The organism is Pseudomonas sp., from assembly GCF_036387035.1.
In the GTDB taxonomy this organism is placed as follows: Bacteria; Pseudomonadota; Gammaproteobacteria; order Pseudomonadales; family Pseudomonadaceae; genus Aquipseudomonas.
The window spans coordinates 1-22,417 of record NZ_DASVUM010000108.1 but is presented as its reverse complement, the minus strand read 5'-3'; the positions used below and the strand labels follow the sequence as shown (position 1 = coordinate 22,417).

Genomic DNA, 22,417 nt, shown 5'->3' with positions numbered 1-22,417 from the left:
CAACGCGAGCCTGGCTCATCGCTCCCCGCTCGCCCGCTCTGGCAGCAGCCGATGTTTCTCATAGCGGCGGCTTACCTGCTGGTGACCGGAATCATCACCGTGCTGTGGAAGTTTCCTGTGGTGCATGACGCGCTTCTGCCTTCAGCATTGACCCAGCTGATCTATCCGATCAGCAAGACAGACCTGTCTCCGGTGCGCCTGTTGCATTTCCTGGCGCTGGTGTATGTCGTCGCGAAGCTGCTGCCGACGTCGATGACCTGGCTTGACAACTGGCCCGTCCAGCAGACCTGCCGGATGGGCCGGTATTCGCTGGAAATCTTTTGCCTGGGCGTCCTCCTCGCCCCGCTCGCCGACATGACGAACGCGCTGGCGGACGATGCCTGGCAAATGCGCGTGATCACCGCGTTGTTAGGCCTGGGGTTGATGCTGCTGTTGTCGAACTGGCTGGAGTTGAACAAGCGGTTGGGAAGCCCGAAGGCAGCGCGGGTGGTGAAGGTTTGATGGGGCCATCATGATCCGGGACTAAGGCTGCACATCGGAAAGATCTCACGCCCCAGCGCACAAAATCTCCCCCGCGCCCACCAACGTCTACGCTTGTAACAAGTGCGATCTGCAGGTTTGACCGGGCCAACGATATGGGCGCTTTTAGGCATTCCGATACGAAGAAGGCTGCGGTCGAAGCTGACAGTCAGGGGAACGGATCAATGCCAGTCCATGCTCGCCCACGCCGTTACGTGTGGCGGTTTCTGCTGGTGGCGGTGCTGATCGCAGCGGTGATCCTGGGATTCGTGGTCTCGACCGAAGTGCGCAGCTCCCGGTTACAGGCGCAGGAATTCAGCCATTTGGCCGAGGGCCTGAGCTACTCCGTCGAGGCTGGTCCCAGTGACGCGATTGTGTATCCCGGTGACGGGCCCTTCGACAAACGTCTGGGCTACTCCGCTCTGGACGAATTCCTGCCGCGTTTGCTCAAACGTGACTACCTGATCAGCGCCCAGGCGCGCTTCTCTCCTGATCTTGTTTCCTACGCCAAGCGCGGTTTCTTCGTGCCGTATCAAGAGAAGATTCAGAGCGGGCTGACTATTACGGACTGTCGCGCCGAGCCGCTGTATCAGTACACCTACCCGCAGCAGTTGTACCCGACCTTCGCCGCGATACCGCCGGTCCTGGTCAACAGCCTGCTGTTCATCGAAAACCGCGACTTGCTGGACGGCCACCGGCCGCTGGCCAATCCTGCCGTGGACTGGCCAAGGTTTTTCAAGGCGGCTGTTTCTCAGGTGGCAAAGGTGGTGGGGCTGCCCGGGCAATCGGCGGGAGGCAGCACCCTGGCAACCCAGCTGGAGAAATACCGACACTCGCCGGACGGGCTGACACTCTCGGGCAGCGAGAAGATTCGCCAGATGGTCTCTGCCAGCGTTCGCGCCTACCAAGACGGGCCGCAAACCCTCGAGGCGCGGCAGCGGGTGGTGCGTGATTATCTCAACAGCGTGCCGCTGTCGGCGGTCCCCGGCCATGGCGAGGTCCACGGTCTGGCCGAAGGTTTGCGGGTCTGGTACGGCGCGGACTTCGACCGCACTAACCAGTTGCTGGCATCTACGGCACAGGACGATAAGACCCTGGCGGCGCAAGGGTTGGCGCTCCGCGAAGTCTTGTCGTTGGTGATCGCGCAGCGCAGGCCTTCGCACTTCCTGGCGAAAGGTCGCAAGGAACTGGCGGATTTGACTGACAGCCATCTGCGCTTGCTCGCACAAAACCATGTCATCAACCCGCCGCTCGCCGACGCCGCGCTGGCGGCCAGCGTGACTTACCGGGACTGGGTCCAACAACCCACCGTGCAAACGATCGAGAGCAACAAAGGCATTGCCGTCGCCCGCACCCGGCTGTCGAACATGCTCAACCGCTCGCTGTACGACCTCGACCGCCTGGACCTCTCGGCGACCAGCACGCTGCAAAACGACTTGCAGCTCAGCGTTGGTCAATACCTGCGCGACCTCGCCGAGCCGAAGTTTGCTGGCCAGATGGGCTTGATCGGCGAGCACCTGCTGACGCCGACCAGCACACAGGCGGTGCGCTACAGCTTTACCCTGTTCGAGCGTGACCCCGATGGGTCGCGGGTGCGCGTGCAGACTGACAGCACGGATCAGCCGTTCGACATTAACGAGGGCAGCAAGCTGGAGCTGGGGTCGACGGCCAAAATGCGTGTGTTGACGACCTACTTACAGATCATCGCCGAGCTGCACGACATGTACGCCCATGAGCCCTCCAGCGTGCTGAAGAAAGCCCCGGTGGAAGAGTCCGACCGCCTCAGCCGCTGGGCGGTGGATTACCTGATTCAGAACAACGACCGCGATCTTGCCAAGATGCTGGCCGCAGCCCTTGATCGCCAATACTCGGCCAGCCCCGGGGAGAGCTTTTTCACTGGCGGCGGTCTGCATCGTTTCAATAACTTTCGCCGCGAGGACAACGCGCGCAACCCTACCCTTCGAGAGGCATTGCGCGAGTCGATCAACCTGCCGTTCATTCGCCTGATGCGCGACCTGGTCCGTTACACCACCTACCAAGGGCCCAACAACAGCGCGGTGTTGCTCAAGGACGACAGCGACCCGAGGCGTCAGGAATACCTGGCCGAGTTCGCTGACCGCGAGGGCAAGTCGTTCCTGCTGCGCTTCTGGAAACGCTACAAAAACAAGTCCACGCAAGACCGGCTCGATACCTTTCTCGATGGCGTGCATCCCGCTGCGAGCCGGCTCGCCGCTGTGCATCGTTACCTGCTGCCAGACGCCACGCAGAGCGCTTTTAATGCGTTCGTGCGAGCGCACATGGCCGCCGAAAAAAGCAAAGCCGCCCTGAGCGAAAAGCGTCTGGACGACCTGTATTACGCCTACGGTCCCGGCAAGTTCGATTTGCCGGATCAGGGTTACATCGCCCGCGTCCACCCGCTGGATTTGTGGCTGGTGGGCTATCTGCTGCAAAACCCGGACGCCACGTTCAAGGATGCCGTGGCCGCCAGCCGGTTCGAGCGGCAGGAGGTTTACAGCTGGCTGTTCAAGAGCCAGCACAAAAGTGCCCGCGACAGCCGTATTCGCACCATGCTGGAGATCGAAGCGTTTCTCGACATCCATCAGCGCTGGCAGCGGCTGGGTTACCCGTTCGATCATCTGGTGCCCTCGCTGGCCACGGCGATTGGCAGTTCCGGTGATCGACCCGCCGCGCTGGCCGAACTCATCGGCATCATCCAGAACGATGGCATTCGCCTGCCGGTGTTGCGCATCGACAGCCTGCACTTTGCCGCGCAGACGCCGTACGAAACGCAGCTGATCAACAACCCCGAGCTGGGTAAGCGGGTGTTGGCCTCGGAAGTCGCTGCGGCAATGCGCGAGGCGCTGTCGCAGGTGGTCGATGCCGGCACGGCGCGGCGTGTCTCCGGCAGTTTCAAAACCCTGGACGGCAGCGTACTGGCGATGGGCGGCAAAACCGGCACCGGCGACAACCGTATTGAAAGCGTCGGCGCAGGTGGGCGAATCCTGACGTCCAAGGCCACCAATCGCACCGCGACGTTTGTCTTTTTTATCGGTGACAACCACTACGGCACGCTGACGGCCTACGTCCCCGGGCGCGCTGCCGAGAGCTTCAAGTTCACTTCCGCCCTTCCGGTCCAGGTCCTCAAAGGCATGGCGCCGATTCTCAATCCGTACCTTGAACCAGGCGCCTTCACACAGTGCAAGGCGCCCGTCCCTACACAGGTGGCATCGCGGCTGTAGGGTGTCTTCATCAAGTTCATTCTCCGAAACGGGGCGACAACCGTTCGTCTTAACACGTCTTGTGGAATCTTTAAGATATATCTTAAGGTATATCTAACGAACACCAAGAGACGAAACCATGAAAGACCATTCACACGATCACCCCCACCACCATCGCCCTCATTTCGGCGAACACGGCGCCGGCCGCGATGGTTTCGAGAAGCGCACCGGACGTGAACGCGGCGGCCGCGGGCCACGGGTATTTGCGCCGGGCGACCTTAAGTTGATGCTGCTGGCGTTGATCGCTGATCAGCCGTGCCACGGTTATGACTTGATTCGCCAGATCGAGGCGTTGTTCGACGGTGCTTACAGCCCCAGCCCCGGCGTGATCTACCCGACGCTGACCTTTCTGGAAGAGAGCGAGTTGATCCAGGGCGACGCCGACGGCGGCAAAAAGCGCTATCGCATTACCTCTGCCGGCCAGCAGTTCCTCACGGAACAAGCCGTCGCCCTGGACGGCGTGAAAATGCGCATTGAAGTCAGCAAGCGCTCGCTGCGCGGGCATGATCGTCCGCCGGAAATCCACGAGGCCGTGCACAACCTGCGTCATGCGTTGCAGATGCACCACGGCCGCTGGAACCCTGAGGAAATCCTGCGAGTACGCGACCTGCTGAACGACACCGCGAAAGCCATCGTCGACGGCCAACAACCTGCTTCGGAGAAATCGGAATGAATGCACCCCAAGGGATTCACCGCGTCAGCCATGAAATCAAACGTCGTGCGCTGCAAGTGCTGAGGGTGACTGACATTACCCCGCGCATGCGCCGGGTTACGTTGCACGGGCCGCAGCTTGAAGGGTTCATCAGTCTGGGCACGGATGATCACGTCAAACTGCTGTTCGCCACCACGCCCGAAGAGCAGGCGGCGCTGGACAGCCAGGCGCCGCTGCAGAACGCTGAAGGTCCGCGTCCGACGATGCGCGATTACACCCCGCGTCGCTATGACCCGCAGAGCGGCGAACTGGACATCGACTTCGTGCTGCATGGCGAGGGTCCGGCGGCAACCTGGGCAGCCCAGGCCAAACCCGGGCAAACGCTGAATATTGCCGGGCCCCGCGGCTCGCTGGTCGTACCGGACATGTTCGACAGCTATTTGCTGATCGGCGACGAGACCGCCCTACCCGCCATCGGTCGCCGGCTGGAGGAATTGCCTGCCGGGCGCCGTGCGCTGGTGGTGGTCGAAATCGATAACGCGGCGGAGCGCCAGACGCTGACGAGCGAAGCGCAGATCGAGGTCATCTGGGTGGTGCGGGGCGAGCAGGACCTGCTCGAGGTCACACGCCAACTGAACCTGCCGGACGGCGATGTATACGCCTGGGTGGCGACCGAATCGTCCCTGTCGCGCAAGGTGCGGCGCGTGCTGCTCGATGAATTCAAGCTGAACGAAACGGCTGTCAAAGCGGCAGGGTACTGGCGTGCGGACGGTTCGGACGAGGAATGAGACGGACGAGGCGAAGGGGAAGCAACCCAACGCTCGACGCGCGCAATGCAGGCGCGCGTCAGGCATAAGGTTACGACTGTGCTCTGCGGCCCATCAGCCTGTCTATCAAGAAGACCAGACAGCCAATCCCGACAAAACCCGCCAGCACGCCCAGTGCATTGGTCAGCGCCCGGGTCACTCCCAGCGTGCCGATGTCCAGAAACGGATAGAGGTAGTCCCCGAAGACGTGTCCGCGTAGCAGCAAAAAAGCGAAATAAGTGATCGGGTACAGCGTCCATATCAGTACGTGCCGAGGCCTCAAGACGCCCTTGGGCACGAAAAACAACCAATAGCCCAGGAACAGCAGCGGCATGACGTCGTGCAGCAATTCATCCGCGATCCATTGCCAGCCCTCGGGCGTCCACAGGTGGCGCAGCAGCAGGTTGTAGGCAAGGCTCACCAACACAATGCTGGTGGTGAGCCCGGCGCAGACAGCCGGAGAACGGAAGAACCGACACCCCGCCGTAGGCCGGTCGATAACGGCGCAACTGAGCGCCACCGCCACCAGCGTGTTGGTCACGACAGTGAAAAAACTGCAGAAGCGCACCAGTCCGCCCACGAGGCTGGCATCATCAATCCATCGCCCCCACAGAACCAGATACAGCTGCACCGCGAGCCCGAACCAGCCAAGCAAGGCGAACGTTATGACGATGCGGCGCCGGCCTGGGGAAAGGTGCAACGTGGGGCTGTGCATGTCGATCAGATCCTTGGCGATCAGCGCGTCAATTCACGGGCGCTTGGTGCGCGCCAGCTTGATGTACAGCGCTTCGACCTTCTCCCGCGCCCAGGGTGTCTTGCGCAGAAACGTCAGGCTGGACTTGATGCTCGGGTCGCTCTTGAAGCAGCGAATATCGATCCGCTCGGCAAGCCCTGACCACTCGTAATGCTCGACCAGCGCGATGAGGATCTGCTCCAGCGTCACGCCGTGTAGCGGGTTGGTGTTGGATGGGGTCATGGAGGGCCTATGGACGCTGGTTGGACGGGACAGTTCGCGAGCTGCGCACCTTAACGGACGCAGTGACCCGTGTGAAGGCCGTGCGCCGGGGGTGCAGGCGAGTCGATACCAAAATGACTGCTTTTAATCTGTTATGTTATAACAATTAAAAGCACTGCATTTTGACTCACCTTGCAAGGAAACGCTGCATGTCCCGTCCCGCAAAATCCCGTCCGTGGCGCTTGACGCCGCTCGCTACCGCTTTGCTGATCACCTCACCTGCGTACGCAATCGAGGTGGAGCCGCAAATAATCACCGCCAACCCGCTCGGGAGCGACCAGCTCGCCTCGCCCAGCACCGTGCTGACCGGCGATGAGCTGACCCTGCAGCAAAAAGGCAGCCTGGGCGAGACGCTGAAAAAACAGCCCGGCGTGTCCTCCTCTTATTTCGGACCGGGCGCAAGCAGGCCGATCATTCGGGGTCTGGACGGCGACCGCATCCGGCTCCTGCGCAACGGCGTCGGAGCGCTGGACGCCTCCTCGTTATCCCACGATCACGCGGTACCGCTGGACCCGGTCAATGTCGACCGTATTGAAATCGTGCGCGGCCCCGCAGCGCTGCTCTACGGGGGCAACGCAATCGGCGGTGTGGTCAACACGTTCGACAATCGCATTCCCACCGAACGCATCGAGGGCATTCAAGGCGCGGGCGAGCTGCGTTATGGCGGTGCTGACACGACTCGCAGCAGCGCCGGAAAGCTGGAAGCGGGCAATGGCACTTTTGCGTTGCATCTGGATGCCAACGCTCGTGAGTTCAACGACCTGAAAATCCCGGGGTATGCCCGCACCGCCGACGAGCGCGCACGGGAGCCGGAAGACAGCGACAAGAAACATCGCCTCGGTAACAGCAATGGTCGACAGGACGGAGGGGCAATCGGCGGGTCCTATACGTGGGACGACGGTTACGCCGGGGTCTCCTACAGCAACTACGATTCAAATTACGGTTCGCCTGCCGAGCAGGACGTGCGCATCCGCATGAAGCAGCACCACTACGCCTTTGCCTCAGAGATCCGCAACCTCGCCGGCCCGTTCAGTTCGGTAAAACTCGACGCCGGTTATACCGATTACAAGCACATGGAGATCGAGGACGGCGAAGTCGGCACCACCTTCAAAAACAAGGGCTATGAAGCCCGCGTAGAGGCCCGGCATCAGCCCATCGGCCCGGTTGAAGGCATCGTTGGCGCCCAGGTGACACGCAGTGAGTTTTCAGCCCTGGGCGAAGAGGCGTTCGTGCCGCAGACCGATACGGACGCCGGCGCCCTGTTCATTCTGGAAGAGCTGCAAGCAACCGATCGCCTGAAGATCAGCCTCGGCGGTCGCGTTGAACACACTTCCGTGGACCCGAACAGCGGAGGCAATGCGCGATTTGCGAACGCCAGGAGTTCGAGCAGCTTTACCGCAGGGAGCGTTTCGTCGGGGGCCGTCTATACGCTGACGCCGGTCTGGTCGCTGGCGGCAACGCTGGGCTACACCGAGCGGGCGCCGACTTTCTATGAGCTCTATGCCAATGGCGCCCACGTCGCCACCGGCACGTACGAGGTCGGCGACGCTGACCTGTCGAAGGAGAAAGCCGTTTCCAGCGATCTGGCGCTGCGCTTCGACAACGGCACACATAAAGGCAGTGTCGGCGTGTTCTATAGCCACTTCTCCAATTACATCGGACTGCTGGGCAGCGCTCGAACGTTGAACGATGAGGGCGCTGAAGACCCTGACGGAATCCCCGAGTACACCTACTCAGGCGTGCGCGCACGGTTTGCCGGTGTCGAGGCGCAGGATCGCTGGAAGCTTGGCGAAACCCGGTACGGCAGTTTTGCATTGGAGCTTTCCGGCGACTACACCCGCGCCAAAAACCTCGAGACGGGAGAAGCCCTGCCGCGCATCGCCCCTTTGCGGCTCAACAGCGGATTGTTGTGGGCGCTGGACACGTGGCAAGCGAGAATTGATGTCGAACACGCCGCGTCCCAACGGCGCGTGCCGGATAACGAAACCGGCACCGACGGCTACACGACGCTGGGTGCGAGCGCCGGCTACACATTCAAGGTGGGCGACAGCCAATGGCTGGCTTTCGTCAGCGGCGAGAACCTGACCAATCAAACCGTGCGTTACGCCAGCTCCATTCTGCGCGACATCGCCCCGGCCCAAGGCCGCAGTGTCGAGGTCGGGCTAAGAACGACTTTCTAAACGTTGTCACCTGAGCGGCCACGCTGATTTGCACAGGGAGTGCATTCGGTCGCGGGCCGTTCAGTCCCACCGTACCGGGCCGTCACCCGCCGAGCCCCCCGCCACTGTTACGCCAAGCGCAACGATCCATGTCGCATTTTCGGCTTTTTTAAAAATCGTTAGCGTCCTATCATCGCCGCCCTAAACGCTGAAACGATTAATTCGTTATTTGTTAAGACCTTGCAACGCGCAGTTAAAGCGTTGCGAGCGGCACCGCCTTTTGCTCTCGAATAACTCAAAAAAGACCACACGCCCTATGCCTAGTCATCTGAAACGCCCGATCTGCAAGCCGTCACGTGCCCTTTGTCATGCCAGCGCACTGAGCCTCGCCGCGCTAGGGTTCGCAAGCTATGCCCACGCCGCGCCGGCGTTCGACAGCGCGTCGCCGTGGATGCTGGGTGACTGGGGCGGCAAGCGCAGCGAGCTTTCGGAACAGGGCTATGACTTCAAACTCGACTCGGTCGTGGAAGTGGGCTCGAACCTGCACGGCGGTTACAACCATGACAAGGCGACCCGTTACAGTGACCAGTTCGCTCTCGGCGCGCACATGGACCTGCAGAAAATCCTCGGCTGGCACGACGCCGAATTTCAGCTGACGCTGACCAACCGCAACGGCGACAACATCAGCAATGATCGCGTGGGCGACCCGCGCACTGGCACTATTTCGTCGTCCCAGGAAGTCTGGGGCCGAGGCAGCGTCACGCGCCTGACCGACCTCTGGTATCAGCAAAAATTTCTCGATCAGACGCTTAGCGTCAAGGTCGGCCGGTTCAACGAAGGCGAAGACTTCAACACCTTCCCGTGCGACTTCCAGAACCTGGCGCTGTGCGGCTCGCAGGTCGGTAACTGGGGCGGAGGCATCTGGTACAACTGGCCGATCAGCCAGTGGGCGATGCGCGTCAAGTACCAGCTGACCCCCGAACTGTTCGTGCAGGTCGGTGCGTTCGAGCAGAACCCGTCGAACCTGGAAAACGACAACGCCTTCAAACTCAGCGGCAGCGGCACCCAGGGCGCAGTATTGCCGGTCGAAGTGGTGTGGTCGCCGAAGGTCAACGGCCTGCCGGGCGAATACCGCGCCGGTTACTACTACAGCACCGCCGACAGCAGCGACGTTTCCAAGGACAGCAACGGTCGGTACGCCGCCCAGAGCGGCGATGACTACGCCTCGTCGTCCAGCAAACATGGCATGTGGCTGACCCTGCGCCAGCAAGTCACGAGCGACGCCAGCGACAACAGCCGCGGCATGAGCCTGTTCGCCAACGGCACGCTGCACGACAAGAAAACCAACATGATCGACAACTTCGTTGCCCTCGGCGCTACGTACAAAGGCCCGTTCGATGCGCGCCCCGAGGATGACATCGGCGTCGGCATCAGCCGCATCCACGTCAACCCGGCGTATCGCAAGAACATCAACCTGCGCAACCAGGCCGAAGGCGTCTCGGACTATAACGACCCGGCCTTTCTGCCCGTCCAGGACACCGAATACAACGCCGAGGTCTACTACGGCGTGCACGTCGCCAACTGGCTGACGGTGCGCCCGAACCTGCAATTCATCCGTCATCCGGGCGGCGTGAATGAGGTCGATGACGCGCTGGTCGCGGGGCTGAAAATCCAGTCATCGTTCTAACCAGCCCGACGTTTCCGTCCGCCCCCTATATAGGCATTGAAGGCCCGGCTTACCCAGCGGCCTTCAGGTCAGCACGCGTTAACCACCACATCGTTACGGAGTACAACACTTATGAGCACTGAGGGTGCTTTCGGTAAGGGTCGCCTGCTTCCGAGCTTGCTCGGGCTGGTGATTCTGATAATGGGTCTGGCCTTGCTGGTCGGCGGCATCAAACTGCTGACACTGGGCGGGTCGCTGTACTACCTGCTGGCCGGCATCGGGTTTGCCATCACCGGCGTCCTGCTGATGAGGGGTCGCAGCGCCGCATTCGGCCTGTACGCACTGGTGTTGTTCGCCAGTACCGTGTGGGCGCTATGGGAAGTGGGCCTGGATTGGTGGCAACTGGTGCCGCGTCTGGCACTCTGGTTTGCCCTGGGCATCGTGATGCTGCTGCCATGGTTCCGTCGACCGGTCCTGCGTGGCCAGGTCGGCGATGCCGGCACTCGTGCGCTGGGTGCCGCCGTGATTGTGGCGGGTATCGCTGCGCTGGCCAGCCAGTTCACCCATCCTGGCGAGATCAAAGGCCAGCTGGACCGCGAAACGGCAGGCACCACAAGCGCCGCTCCGGCCATGCCCGACGGCGACTGGCAGTCCTACGGGCGCACGGCCTTCGGTGATCGCTATTCGCCGCTGTCGCAAATCACACCGGACAACGTCAGCAAGCTGGTGCCGGCCTGGACCTATCGCACAGGCGACATCCCGGGTCCGAACGATCCTGGTGAAACCACGGCTGAAAACACCCCGCTGAAAGTCAACGGCATGCTCTATGTCTGTACGCCGCACAGCCAGGTCATCGCACTGGACCCGGATACCGGCAAGGAAATCTGGCGCTTCGATCCGAAGATCAGCAGCGGCAAGGCGGCCAATTTCAAAGGTTGGGCGCACATGACCTGCCGTGGCGTGTCGTATCACGATGACGCCGCTTACGCTGCCACCGCACCCGTCGATGCTGCCGCGCCTGCGCAAAGCCCGGCCGCCCCGGCCGTTGCAACCAACGCCTGCCCGCGTCGCATCTTCCTGCCGACTGCCGACACGCGTCTGATCGCCCTGAATGCCGACACCGGCAAGATGTGTGAAGACTTTGGCACTAACGGCTCGATCGACCTGAGCGCCAATATCGGCACTTACGCACCGGGCGGCTATTACTCGACATCGCCACCGGCGGTGACCAAAGACCTGGTGGTCATTGGCGGTCACGTCACGGACAACGTCTCCACCGACGAGCCTTCGGGCGTGATCCGTGCATTCGACGTACACACCGGCCGTCTGGTCTGGAACTGGGACAGCGGCAATCCGGACGACACCACGCCGCTTGCCGAGGGCAAGACCTACACCCGCAACTCGCCCAACATGTGGTCGATGTTCAGCGTCGACGAAAAGCTGGGCATGCTCTACCTGCCAATGGGCAACCAGATGCCTGACCAGTGGGGCGGCAACCGCACCGAGGCTTCGGAGAAGTTCAGCGCCGGCCTGGTTGCGCTCGACATCGCCACCGGTCACGTGAAATGGAATTTTCAGTTCACGCATCACGACCTGTGGGACATGGACGTCGGCGGTCAGCCAACGCTCATGGACATGAAAACCGCTGACGGCGTAAAACCTGCTGTTCTGGCTTCGACCAAGCAAGGCAGCATCTATGTGCTGGACCGCAGCAACGGTCAGCCCATCGTGCCGATCAACGAAATCCCTGTTCCGCAGGGCGCGGTGGCGGGCGATCACACCTCGCCTACCCAGCCAAAGTCCGACCTGAACTTCATGCCGCCGCCGCTGAAAGAGCGCGACATGTGGGGCGTGACGCCGTTTGATCAAATGCTCTGCCGCATCGACTTCAAGTCCCTGCGCTATGAAGGCCCGTTCACCCCGCCGTCGCTGCAAGGCTCGCTGGTCTACCCGGGTAACTTCGGCGTGTTCGACTGGGGCGGCATTTCGGTCGATCCGGTGCGTCAGATTGCGTTCGTTAACCCAAGCTACATGGCATTCCGTTCCAAGCTGGTCCCGGCGTCAGAAGTCGAAGGCGGCCCGGGCCGCAAGAGCGAAACCGAAGGCGTACAGCCGAACAAAGGCGCGCCTTACGGGGTGATCCTGGAAGCGCTGCTGTCGCCAATGGGCCTGCCTTGCCAGGCGCCAGCATGGGGCTACGTGGCGGCGGTCGATCTGACCAACCACCAAACCATCTGGAAGCACAAGAACGGCACCGTGCGTGACAGCTCGCCGGTTCCACTGCCGCTGAGCATGGGCGTTCCAAGCCTGGGCGGCACGTTCATCACCGCCAGCGGCGTGTCGTTCCTCAGCGCCACGCTGGACCAGTACCTGCGTGCTTACGACGTTCGTAACGGCAAGCAGCTGTGGGAAGGCCGCCTGCCTGCAGGCGCTCAAACCACGCCGATGACTTACACCGGCAAGGACGGCAAGCAATACGTGCTGGTCGTTGCTGGCGGTCACGGTTCGCTGGGCACCAAACAGGGCGATTACGTGATCGCTTACAAACTGCCGGATTGATTCGCTTCGTGCAGTAACGAAAAAAGGCGGTCCCGAAAGGTGACCGCCTTTTTTATGCGCGTTGCACGTTGATGAGCGTGAGCCACGCAGCCTTATTTCTCGATCACCTCGCCGCGCTGAGGTGCCAGCCGGGCAATGAACCGATTTTGCGTGGGCACCGGAATGTGCTGCTCGTTCATCGCCTCGATGAGGTCCTCGACCAGCGCATTGAAATCGCTGCGGCTGATGTTCATGCCCTTGTGCGCTTCTGCCAGGCTGTCACCGCTGTAGGTGCAGGGCCCGCCCGCTTCGACGCAGAACTTCTCTACCAATTTGTCGCGCACGCGGACGATGTCGACCTTGGCGAAATATTTGTAAATGCGATCGTCTTTGGCCACGTGCAGCAGCATCCCCTCGACGATCTTCTGGATGCCGGCGCGCTGGCCCAGGTCCTGATAAAGACTGTCATCCTTTGGCGGCTGTTGGGCGCAACCCACCAATAGCGACAGACAGAGGCCGACGATCACCCACAAGGATTGCCTCATCAGAAACTCCCCTGCACGGAAAGGTAGGTGCCGTTCTGGTTGTCCAGCGTGGCGATTTCGCCGAGGCGTGCGTAGGCCAGCACCACGGAAACATGCTTGTTGGGGAACCAGCCGACAAACAGATCCGCCCAATCGCTTTCGCCGGCAAACGACAGGTTGTCGGGCTTCTCGCGGTAGTCCATGCCCAGGGCCCAGTGGGGGTTGAACAGGATGGCGGCGCCGCCCTCTTTGAGCACGCTGCGGGTGTCCCGCCGGTCGCCGCCGAAACCCATCAGACCGGTTTCGTTGGCGCGGCTGTAACGCAAGCCGGCGTTGACGACCACGTTGTAACCGAACGCAGCGCCCATGAATAAACGGCTTGCCGTGACGTACCCCTCTACATCCGAATCCCGCTTGGCACCCACCAGGCTGGGGATGAGAAAGTCGTTTTGGTGTTTGTATTCCAGACCCGCCGACACTTGGGGCAACTGATCGTAGATCAGGTCGCCAAACAACCGGACTTTCACGCCAAAGATGTCCTGGGTGAGGTTGTCTTCGGGGAGGTTGAGCTTGCTGACCAGCGAGCCGAGGTCGAATCGTTGATGGGCGTAGGAAAGCTCCACACGATTACCATAGGACGCCGCGGCGCCTACTACATCGAGGGTGTAGTCCGGCAAGTCGACGTGGGTCGCGAACGCGTTGCCGCCCCATTCGCCTTGCTCGCCATACCCCGCCAGCACAGCCCAGGGAATAATCCCGCCGCCCGCGCCGCCTTCAATGCTGCTGGCACCGCCAGTGACGACCAGGCGTCCCTGCTCGGCTTCAGCGGCGGGCGCAACCAACGCAGCGCAACCTGCGACCAGGCTGGCAAGGACCACAGGGTTTAAAAAAGTCGAAAGGCTTCGTGCCAAAGATCCATGTGCCATCAGTGTACCGTCATGCCGGGAGGGAGCTGGGAGCGGGCGATCCAGGCTTCGAATGCGACGGCATTCAGCGGCCGGCTGATCAAGTAACCCTGAGCGGTGTCGCACTGCCAGCGTTCCAGCAAGCGCAGGCTGTGTTCGTACTCGACGCCTTCGGCAACGACCTTCAGGCCCAGGTTGTGACTCATCTCGATGGTCGACCGCACGATGACAGCGTCTTCACTGGTTTCATCCAGATCGCGTACGAATGACTGATCGATTTTCAATTCCTGCACCGGCAACCGCTTGAGGTGCGCCAGCGAAGAGTAGCCGGTGCCGAAATCATCCACCGACAGGCTGATACCGAACTCGCGCAGGCGGTTGAGCACTTTGAGCGACTGCTCGGGCTCGCGCATGATCGCGCTCTCGGTGATTTCGAAAATCAGTTGTTCGGCCGGCACGCGGTACAACTTGAGCAGCGCCGAAACACGATCAGCCAGGTCACGGCCCAACAGGTCGTCTGCCGAGATATTCACCGACACCTGCAAAATCAAGCCGCGCTGCGCCCATTCGGCCAACTGGCGCAGCGACTCCTCGATCACCCAGTTGGTGAGGATCTGAATGCTGCCGGTGCGCTCTGCCAGCACGATGAACTCGGCCGGCGATACCGACCCGAATTGCGGGTGCTGCCAGCGCAACAGGGCTTCGGCTTGAGTGACCCGGCCGTTGCGGATATCCAGTTTCGGCTGGTAATGCAGTGCAAGTTCGCCATTGCGCGCGGCGAGCCGCAGGTCGCGAATCAGACTGATCTGGCGCAGGTGCGCTACATCCCGACCGTCCACATAGACCTGCAGACGACCCGGCAGCTGTGCCGCGTCCTGCCGCGCGATAGACGCTCGCCTGAGCAGCTCGGGCGCCGAATCGCCATTGACCGGATACGCTGCGATGCCGATGCAGGCATCCATGGCAATGTCCTGCTCGCCGATGCGTTGCGGCTTGATCAGCAGACGTTGCAGCTGGTCAGCCATGGCGACTGCGCCGTCGGTCTCGGCGTTTTGCACCAGCAGCAAGAATTCGTTGTCGGACAGCCGCGCCACCGTATCGCCAGGACGCAGCGGCCCTTGCAGCTGTTCGCTGATGATCCGCAGCAATTGCTCGACGCCTTCCAGACCGATGTTTGCGCTGATCGCACGAAAGTTATCGATGCCCAGATACAGCAGGGCCACGGGTCGTTGGGCAGCGACCGCGCTACCGAGGCGCTCCATGACCAGTGCCCGATTGGGCAGCCCCGTGAGGGGGTCATGCAAAGCGTTGTGTGCCAGTTGCAGCTCACGCTCGGCGATCCCGCTCTGCATCGAATTGATGGCGCTGGCGAGCAAGCCCAGTTCGTCGCTGCGATCGAGCACAACCGGCGTTGCGTAATCACCTTCGCCAATGCGGCGGGCCGCCTGAGCCAGCGCACTGACCGGCCGCGACAGGCCACGCGCCAGTAGCAAGGCTCCTACCAGCGAACCGCCCAACGCCGCGACGGTGATCCAGAACAGTGTCTGATCCAGCGGCGCGAACGCCTGCATGGCCTGGTCCAGCGGGCTCTGCAGCAAAGCCACGACTTCGCCGTCGCTGTCGCTGTTGGTCCCCAGCCGCAGCGTTTTGCTCAGAAAGCTCTGGCTGTGATGCTCGGTCATCTGCATTTCAGTGCTGAGCGGATTCATCATCACGCTTCGCAGGCTGTCAAACAGCGGCTCGGGCTGCGTACTGATGAGCTGACCCGGCTGCTGGTGCACGATCGACAGGAATGACACCTGCAATCCGCTCAAAGAGCGCAGTTCCCGGGCCAGATCGTCGTCCATGCTGAAGCCCATCACCACGCGCGCGATCGGCAGCGGTGCGAGCACAGTGCTGTCCACCAGCAAATGCGGCTGGCCCTGGAACGGCACGATCAGCATCGACTGATTCTTGCCCTTGAGCTCGCGTAACGCCTGGATGTAGGGGAACGGCGAGCCTTCGGGGATCTGCGCGACGGTACTGGCCATGACCGTGCCATCCATGCCCAGCAGAAACATGTCACAGGCGTTGATTCTCGCGCCGTGATTGAGCAGCACCGACCGGATGGTCGCCGAGTCCGCCGTCGCCACTGCGTCACGAAAGCCGAAATCGGTGGACAGCAATTGCACGGCGTCACGCAGACGTTTGCCGCGCATTTCCAGCAAGCCTTCAAACACCCGGGTGCCGACTTCGAGTTGCGCCTGCGCCTGCTTGCGCACCGCGTCCTGGGTCGCGGCTTTAACGGCCAGAAACACCGCAAAGACCACAATCAGCAGCAACATGATCAACACGCCGGCAATCCGTGCCTGGAAGCTGATGCGCACCTTCATTCGTGGGCCGCTTTATGAAACGCATCGCCGAACGCGCTGGACGGCGGTGCGGCGGGCGCAGCCTCTGCGTTGGGCGTTACGGCGAGGCTGAACCGCTGCTTGAGACCGTCGGCGGGGATGTCGATGTCGCCACCGGGCAACGGCAACATGTCCGCAGCTTGTGGATGCCAGAGGGTGACCGTGTAATGACCGGCGGGCACTTGATCCAGCGTCAGGCTGCCTTTGGCATTGCTGACGCCGAACCAGCCGTCGTCCGTGACATACACATAACCGATCATGTTGTCGTGGACGTTGCAGCCGAGCACGACCACGCCCGGCTTGTCGAACAGCACAGGGTCCGACGGCGTGCCGCCATACAGCCGCAGTTCGAAGCGCTTGGGGGTCGAGAACGAATACACCTGATGGCGAATGTGATCGCTGTTGGGGAAACTGATCTGGGTGCCGGTGTGCACCGCCAGCACGTACGGGGCAAATTGCTGGTCGCGCTGGTCCATGTCGGCTTTCAGCGACCCGGCAGGAGGCGGCGTCGCACCATGCAAGGTGATCACCGCATCGGCGAGCGGCTTGCCCTGGGCATCAACGACCTCGGCGGTCAGGCCCGCGGCATTGGCGACGGTGCCGTGCAACGCGGTTACAACCAGCAACAATGAAATAAAAACGTGGCGCATGACAGTGTTCCAGAACGGCGAGGCCGGCGAGAGCCTGCCTTGGCAATGAGTTCAGCGTAGCGTGTTGCACGGCTATCGGTGACTTCAGACCGAACCGTGTGACGGCACATAGCTATCGTTCACTGGATGCCATGACCAGGGCACAACGCCACACACGCTTTAAATCGATCTCCATAGTCATTGCTATCGACCGGCGCTATTGAAACCTGAGGCCGTGCGCCCCATCTAAAGGTCATCCCAATTTATGCAGGTGCCCCATGAGCGACCAGCAATCCGACGCCAACCAGACGCCCCAAGACGACGATCAGGAGCACGAAATCCTCGGCTCCGGCGGAAAGAGCCTCGCCCTGCCCGGCCAGAACCTCCCGGATCAGGTGTACATCATCCCGATCCACAACCGTCCATTCTTCCCCGCGCAAGTACTGCCCGTCATCGTCAACGAAGAGCCCTGGGCCGAAACGCTGGAGCTGGTCAGCAAGTCTGATCACCACTCGCTGGCGCTGTTTTTCATGGACACCCCACCCGACGACCCGCGTCATTTCGATACCAAGGCGCTGCCGGAATACGGCACGCTGGTCAAGGTGCATCACGCCAGCCGTGAAAACGGCAAGCTGCAGTTCGTTGCCCAGGGCCTGAGCCGCGTGCGTATCAAGACTTGGCTCAAGCATCATCGCCCGCCGTTTCTGGTCGAGGTGGAATACCCGCACCAGCCCAACGAGCCGACCGACGAGGTCAAGGCCTACGGCATGGCGCTGATCAACGCGATCAAGGAACTGCTGCCGCTCAACCCGCTGTACAGCGAAGAGCTGAAAAACTACCTCAATCGCTTCAGCCCCAACGACCCTTCGCCGCTGACCGACTTCGCCGCCGCCCTGACCTCCGCCACGGGCGTCGAGTTGCAGCAGGTGCTCGATTGCGTGCCCGTGCTCAGGCGCATGGAGAAAGTCCTGCCGATGCTGCGCAAGGAAGTGGAAGTCGCGCGCCTGCAAAAAGAAATCTCCGCCGAAGTGAACCGCAAGATCGGTGAACACCAGCGCGAGTTCTTCCTCAAGGAACAGCTCAAGGTCATCCAGCAGGAGCTGGGACTGACCAAGGACGACCGCAGCGCTGACATCGAGCAGTTCGAAGAGCGGCTGACCGGCAAGACGCTGCCAGCGCAGGCGCGCAAGCGCATCGACGAGGAAATCAACAAGCTGTCGGTACTGGAAACCGGCTCGCCGGAATACGCGGTGACCCGCAACTACCTGGATTGGGCAAGCTCGGTGCCGTGGGGCGTGTTTGGCGAAGACAAGCTCGACCTGAAACACGCGCGCAAAGTGCTCGATCAGCACCACGCGGGCCTTGATGACATCAAGAGCCGCATCCTCGAATTCCTCGCCGTTGGCGCCTACAAGGGCGAAATCTCCGGTTCCATCGTGCTGCTGGTCGGGCCGCCGGGCGTGGGTAAAACCAGCGTCGGCAAGTCGATCGCAGAATCCCTGGGCCGTCCGTTCTACCGTTTCAGCGTGGGCGGCATGCGCGACGAAGCTGAGATCAAGGGCCACCGTCGCACCTACATTGGCGCTCAGCCAGGCAAGCTGGTGCAGGCCCTGAAAGATGTGGAAGTGATGAACCCGGTCATCATGCTCGACGAGATCGACAAGATGGGTCAGAGCTTCCAGGGCGACCCGGCCTCGGCCCTGCTCGAGACCCTGGACCCGGAACAGAACGTCGAATTCCTCGATCACTATCTTGATCTGCGTCTGGACCTCTCGAAGGTGCTGTTCATCTGCACCGCGAACACCCTGGACTCGATCCCCGGCCCGTTGCTGGACCGCATGGAAGTGATTCGCCTGTCCGGCTACATCACTGAAGAAAAACTGGCCATTGCCAAACGCCACCTGTGGCCCAAGCAACTGGCCAAGGCCGGCGTCTCGAAAAACAGCCTGATGATCAGCGACAGCGCACTGCGCGCGGTGATTGACGGTTATGCGCGGGAAGCCGGTGTGCGGCAGCTGGAAAAACAGCTGGGCAAACTGGTGCGCAAAGCGGTGGTCAAGCTGCTGGACAACCCGGACACCGTGGTCAAAATCGGCCCGAAAGAGCTGGAAGCCTCGCTGGGCATGGCGGTATTCCGCAATGAACAAGTGTTGTCGGGCACCGGCGTGATCACCGGTCTGGCCTGGACCAGCATGGGCGGCGCCACATTGCCCATCGAAGCGACGCGCATCCACACGCTCAACCGCGGCTTCAAGCTCACCGGGCAACTGGGCGACGTGATGAAGGAATCCGCCGAAATCGCCTACAGCTACGTCAGCTCCAATCTGTCGAAGTTTGGCGGCGACAAAGGCTTCTTCGACGAAGCGTTCGTTCACCTGCACGTTCCTGAAGGCGCGACGCCGAAAGACGGTCCAAGTGCCGGTGTGACCATGGCCAGCGCGTTGCTGTCCCTGGCGCGTAACCAGGCGCCTAAAAAAGGCGTGGCCATGACCGGCGAACTGACCCTGACCGGGCACGTTCTGCCCATCGGTGGGGTGCGGGAGAAAGTCATCGCGGCGCGCCGTCAGAAGATCTTCGAACTGATCCTGCCCGAGGCCAACCGCGGCAACTTCGAAGAGCTGCCGGATTACTTGAAAGAAGGCATCACCGCGCACTTCGCCAAACGCTTTGCGGATGTGGCGAAGATATTGTTCTAAGCCCTGCCCTCGGCCGTAGGGCATGCCCCAAGCATGCCGGCACGCTGGCGAACGCTCTCAGTCAGTCATTGCTGCAATGGCTGACACGCCCGGTTCGCGAGCCGGTTCCTGCGGATTCCAGCCTCACCGCAGGGGCTGAAGCCGGCTTAAGCTTCCGGGTTTCAACGCCGTCATCTTCGGTTATCCTCCCGTCATGTTGCCTATGACCGGAGCTTTCATGACCCCTGCCCGCCTGCTCGTCCCGCTCAGCCTCAGCTTGCTTGCCGCCTGTGCCCAGACGCCGAAACACATCGTGTCCCTGGACGATCAGACAGACTGCCCCCTCACGCTCAAGACCGGGCAGACTCTCATGCTCATGCTCCCCAGCAACCCCACCACCGGCTATCGCTGGCTGATGCAAAACCCCGCGCCATCGGTACTCAACAGCCTCGGGCCAGAGGTGTTCAACGCCTCCAAAGACGTCGGACTGGTCGGTGAAGGCGGCCAATCGGTCTGGCGCTACCGAGCGGCGACTCCCGGATCAGGCCACCTGATGATGGTCTACCAACAGCCCTGGGCGCCGGAAGTGCGACCGGAACGCACGTTCGATTGCGTGATCACGGTGAATTAGGCTCAATTGGCGTTGACGATGAGATGAGGTTTCGGCCGGGCGACACAATTGGCTAAAATGCCGCACTTTTCGCCTTGTCCCCCGGAATCGCCGTGAGCCCAGAACCCGACCGCCTCTTTGCCCAGCCGCTGCCCCAGGTGCCCGACTTCGCCTTCAACGAAGACGTCGTGCGGGTCTTCCCGGACATGATCAAGCGCTCGGTGCCTGGCTACCCGACCATCGTCGAAAACCTCGGCGTGCTCGCAGGGCAATTCGCCCAGCCCCACAGCGTGCTCTATGACCTGGGCAGCTCCCTTGGCGCCGTCACTCAGGCATTGCGTCGCCATGTGCGCACTGAAGATTGCCGGGTGATTGCCATCGACAATTCGTCGGCCATGGTCGAGCGCTGCCGCGAGTACCTGACCGCCCAGGACTCGATGTACCAGGAGTTGCTGCCTGTAGAGGTCATCGATGGGGATATTCTGAATCTCGCGTTTCAACCCGCCTCGGTGGTCGCGTTGAACTTCACCCTGCAATTTATCGCCCCCGAGCAACGCCTGGCGCTGCTCACCCGCATTCGTCAGGCGCTGGTGCCCGGCGGCGCGCTGATCCTGTCCGAAAAGCTGCGTTTTGATGACGACGAAGAACACGCCCTGCTCACCGATCTGCACGTCGCCTTCAAACGCGCCAACGGCTACAGCGAGCTGGAGATCGCGCAGAAGCGCAGCGCGATTGAAAACGTGATGAAACCCGACAGCCTGGAGCAGCACCGCGAGCGCCTGCTGGCCGCCGGTTTCAGTAAGGTCGTGCCCTGGTTCCAGTGCCTTAACTTCGCCTCGTTGATTGCCCTGCCATGATCGATCTCGCTCCTCTGGTCCGCCGTCTGGCGGGCACTCCACTGTATGCCTGGGCCCAAGGGCTGCAGGCGCAACTCGACGCGAAAATGGAAAAGGGTCACGGCGATCTCGAACGCTGGCAAGGCGCGCTGAATGCTTTGCCTGATCTGACGCCGAGCCGCATCGAGCTCAAGGACGATTTCATCCTCGACGCCGACTGCGACGACGCCACCCGGGAGCAGACCCGCACCGCGCTGATGGGCCTGTCGCCTTGGCGCAAAGGGCCCTTCGAGGTGTTCGGCGTGCACGTCGACACCGAATGGCGCTCGGACTGGAAATGGTCGCGCGTCTCAAAACACCTTGATCTGCGGGGCAAGCGCGTTCTGGACGTCGGCTGTGGCAACGGCTATTACCAGTGGCGCATGCTGGGTGCGGGCGCCGACAGCGTGATCGGCGTCGACCCCAACTGGCTGTTCTTCTGCCAGTTCCAGGCCATGCAGCGCTACCTGCCGGACCTGCCCGCGTGGCACCTGCCGTTCACCCTGGAAGACTTGCCGGCGCGGCTGGAAGGTTTTGATACGGTGTTTTCCATGGGCGTGCTCTATCACCGCAAGTCGCCCATCGACCACTTGCTCGCGCTGAAAGACTGCCTGGTCAAAGGCGGCGAGCTGGTGCTGGAAACCATGGTGGTTGAAGGCGACGCGAACCAAGTCCTGGTCCCGGAAGACCGCTACTCGCAGATGCGCAACGTGTGGTTCCTGCCGTCAGTGCCTGCGCTGGAACTGTGGCTGCGCCGCGCGGGGTTCGTCGATGTGCGCTGCGTCGACGTCAGCACCACCACCGTGGAAGAACAACGCGGTACCGAGTGGATGCGCTTTCAGTCGCTGAGCGACTTCCTCGACCCGGCTGACCCGAGCAAAACCGTGGAGGGACTGCCGGCGCCAAGACGTGCGGTGATTGTCGGGCGCAAGGCCTGAGTCCGCCACCGAACCATTATGGGAGCGAGCTTGCGCGCGAATAGGCAGTGCATCCGCTGAATATCCAGCGGATGGAATGCCCCTTTCGTTATTTATCGCGAGCAGCATCCGCCGCCGCCAGGATCAGCGCCTTCATCTCCGACACTGCCGATTTGAAGCCGACAAACAAGGCATGGGCCACCAGCGCGTGGCCGATGTTCAATTCGTTGATGCCCTTTATCGCTGCGACGGCTTCAAC

The 22,417-nt window shown here is 61.7% G+C and carries 18 protein-coding genes; 11 read left to right on the top strand and 7 right to left on the bottom strand.

Annotated features, from left to right (window positions below; all coding sequences use genetic code 11):
• The 4 genes from opgC to VF672_RS10135 all read left to right on the top strand — a co-directional run.
• Window positions 1-501 (top strand): OpgC domain-containing protein (gene opgC, locus VF672_RS10150; RefSeq protein ID WP_331104274.1); only part of this gene is annotated, 501 nt, incomplete at its 5' end.
• 134 nt (window positions 502-635) lie between these two features.
• Complete coding sequence (locus VF672_RS10145) at window positions 636-3,758, top strand: transglycosylase domain-containing protein (RefSeq protein ID WP_331104272.1); 3,123 nt, start codon at window positions 636-638, stop codon at window positions 3,756-3,758.
• Between the two features lie 118 nt (window positions 3,759-3,876).
• Window positions 3,877-4,470 carry a PadR family transcriptional regulator gene (locus tag VF672_RS10140; RefSeq protein ID WP_331104270.1) on the top strand — a complete coding sequence of 198 codons (594 nt, stop codon included), beginning with the start codon at window positions 3,877-3,879 and terminating at the stop codon, window positions 4,468-4,470.
• Window positions 4,467-5,237, top strand: coding sequence for a siderophore-interacting protein (locus VF672_RS10135; protein ID WP_331104268.1), 771 nt, complete (start codon window positions 4,467-4,469; stop codon window positions 5,235-5,237). Before VF672_RS10140 ends, VF672_RS10135 begins: the two co-directional genes overlap by 4 nt.
• A 70-nt stretch (window positions 5,238-5,307) precedes the next feature.
• Here VF672_RS10135 and VF672_RS10130 read toward each other — a convergent pair whose 3' ends face one another.
• Window positions 5,308-5,970, bottom strand: coding sequence for a Pr6Pr family membrane protein (locus VF672_RS10130; RefSeq protein ID WP_331104266.1), 663 nt, complete (start codon window positions 5,968-5,970; stop codon window positions 5,308-5,310).
• A gap of 33 nt (window positions 5,971-6,003) precedes the next feature.
• The gene (locus VF672_RS10125; RefSeq protein ID WP_331104264.1) at window positions 6,004-6,231 is read right to left on the bottom strand and encodes a VF530 family protein; all 228 of its coding nucleotides are present in this window, start codon (window positions 6,229-6,231) and stop codon (window positions 6,004-6,006) included.
• Between the two features lie 188 nt (window positions 6,232-6,419).
• On the opposite strand from VF672_RS10125, the gene VF672_RS10120 reads away from it, so the two are divergent.
• From VF672_RS10120 to VF672_RS10110, 3 genes are all read left to right on the top strand, one after another.
• Window positions 6,420-8,450, top strand: coding sequence for a TonB-dependent receptor (locus VF672_RS10120; protein ID WP_331104262.1), 2,031 nt, complete (start codon window positions 6,420-6,422; stop codon window positions 8,448-8,450).
• Window positions 8,451-8,745: 295 nt separating this feature from the next.
• Window positions 8,746-10,116, top strand: coding sequence for a carbohydrate porin (locus VF672_RS10115; RefSeq protein ID WP_331104260.1), 1,371 nt, complete (start codon window positions 8,746-8,748; stop codon window positions 10,114-10,116).
• Between the two features lie 111 nt (window positions 10,117-10,227).
• On the top strand, window positions 10,228-12,654 hold the full coding sequence (locus VF672_RS10110) for a glucose/quinate/shikimate family membrane-bound PQQ-dependent dehydrogenase (protein WP_331104258.1): 2,427 nt from the start codon (window positions 10,228-10,230) through the stop codon (window positions 12,652-12,654).
• Window positions 12,655-12,746: 92 nt separating this feature from the next.
• On the opposite strand, the gene VF672_RS10105 is transcribed toward VF672_RS10110, so the two are convergent.
• From VF672_RS10105 to VF672_RS10090, 4 genes are read right to left on the bottom strand one after another with little or no spacing between them, the layout of a single operon-like run.
• Window positions 12,747-13,178, bottom strand: a complete 432-nt coding sequence (locus VF672_RS10105) for a group 1 truncated hemoglobin (protein ID WP_331104256.1) — start codon at window positions 13,176-13,178, stop codon at window positions 12,747-12,749.
• Complete coding sequence (locus VF672_RS10100; RefSeq protein WP_331104254.1) at window positions 13,178-14,083, bottom strand: DUF3034 family protein; 906 nt, start codon at window positions 14,081-14,083, stop codon at window positions 13,178-13,180. The genes VF672_RS10105 and VF672_RS10100 overlap by 1 nt, the downstream gene beginning before the upstream one ends.
• Window positions 14,083-16,434, bottom strand: a complete 2,352-nt coding sequence (locus tag VF672_RS10095; RefSeq protein WP_331104252.1) for a bifunctional diguanylate cyclase/phosphodiesterase — start codon at window positions 16,432-16,434, stop codon at window positions 14,083-14,085. Before VF672_RS10095 ends, VF672_RS10100 begins: the two co-directional genes overlap by 1 nt.
• Window positions 16,431-17,102, bottom strand: coding sequence for a methylamine utilization protein (locus VF672_RS10090; RefSeq protein WP_331104250.1), 672 nt, complete (start codon window positions 17,100-17,102; stop codon window positions 16,431-16,433). The genes VF672_RS10095 and VF672_RS10090 overlap by 4 nt, the downstream gene beginning before the upstream one ends.
• A gap of 257 nt (window positions 17,103-17,359) precedes the next feature.
• On the opposite strand from VF672_RS10090, the gene lon reads away from it, so the two are divergent.
• From lon to cmoB, 4 genes are all read left to right on the top strand, one after another.
• On the top strand, window positions 17,360-19,777 hold the full coding sequence (gene lon / locus VF672_RS10085) for an endopeptidase La (RefSeq protein ID WP_331104248.1): 2,418 nt from the start codon (window positions 17,360-17,362) through the stop codon (window positions 19,775-19,777).
• A 217-nt stretch (window positions 19,778-19,994) separates the two neighbouring features.
• Window positions 19,995-20,387: a protease inhibitor I42 family protein gene (locus VF672_RS10080; RefSeq protein WP_331104246.1), complete on the top strand. Its 393-nt coding sequence runs from the start codon at window positions 19,995-19,997 to the stop codon at window positions 20,385-20,387.
• Between the two features lie 92 nt (window positions 20,388-20,479).
• Window positions 20,480-21,223, top strand: coding sequence for a carboxy-S-adenosyl-L-methionine synthase CmoA (cmoA, locus tag VF672_RS10075; protein ID WP_331104244.1), 744 nt, complete (start codon window positions 20,480-20,482; stop codon window positions 21,221-21,223).
• Window positions 21,220-22,179, top strand: coding sequence for a tRNA 5-methoxyuridine(34)/uridine 5-oxyacetic acid(34) synthase CmoB (cmoB, locus tag VF672_RS10070; RefSeq protein WP_331104242.1), 960 nt, complete (start codon window positions 21,220-21,222; stop codon window positions 22,177-22,179). The genes cmoA and cmoB overlap by 4 nt, the downstream gene beginning before the upstream one ends.
• Before the next feature lie 88 nt (window positions 22,180-22,267).
• Here the strand turns inward: cmoB and VF672_RS10065 are convergent.
• A partial coding sequence (locus VF672_RS10065; protein ID WP_331104276.1) for a pyridoxine 5'-phosphate synthase occupies window positions 22,268-22,417 on the bottom strand: 150 nt, incomplete at its 5' end.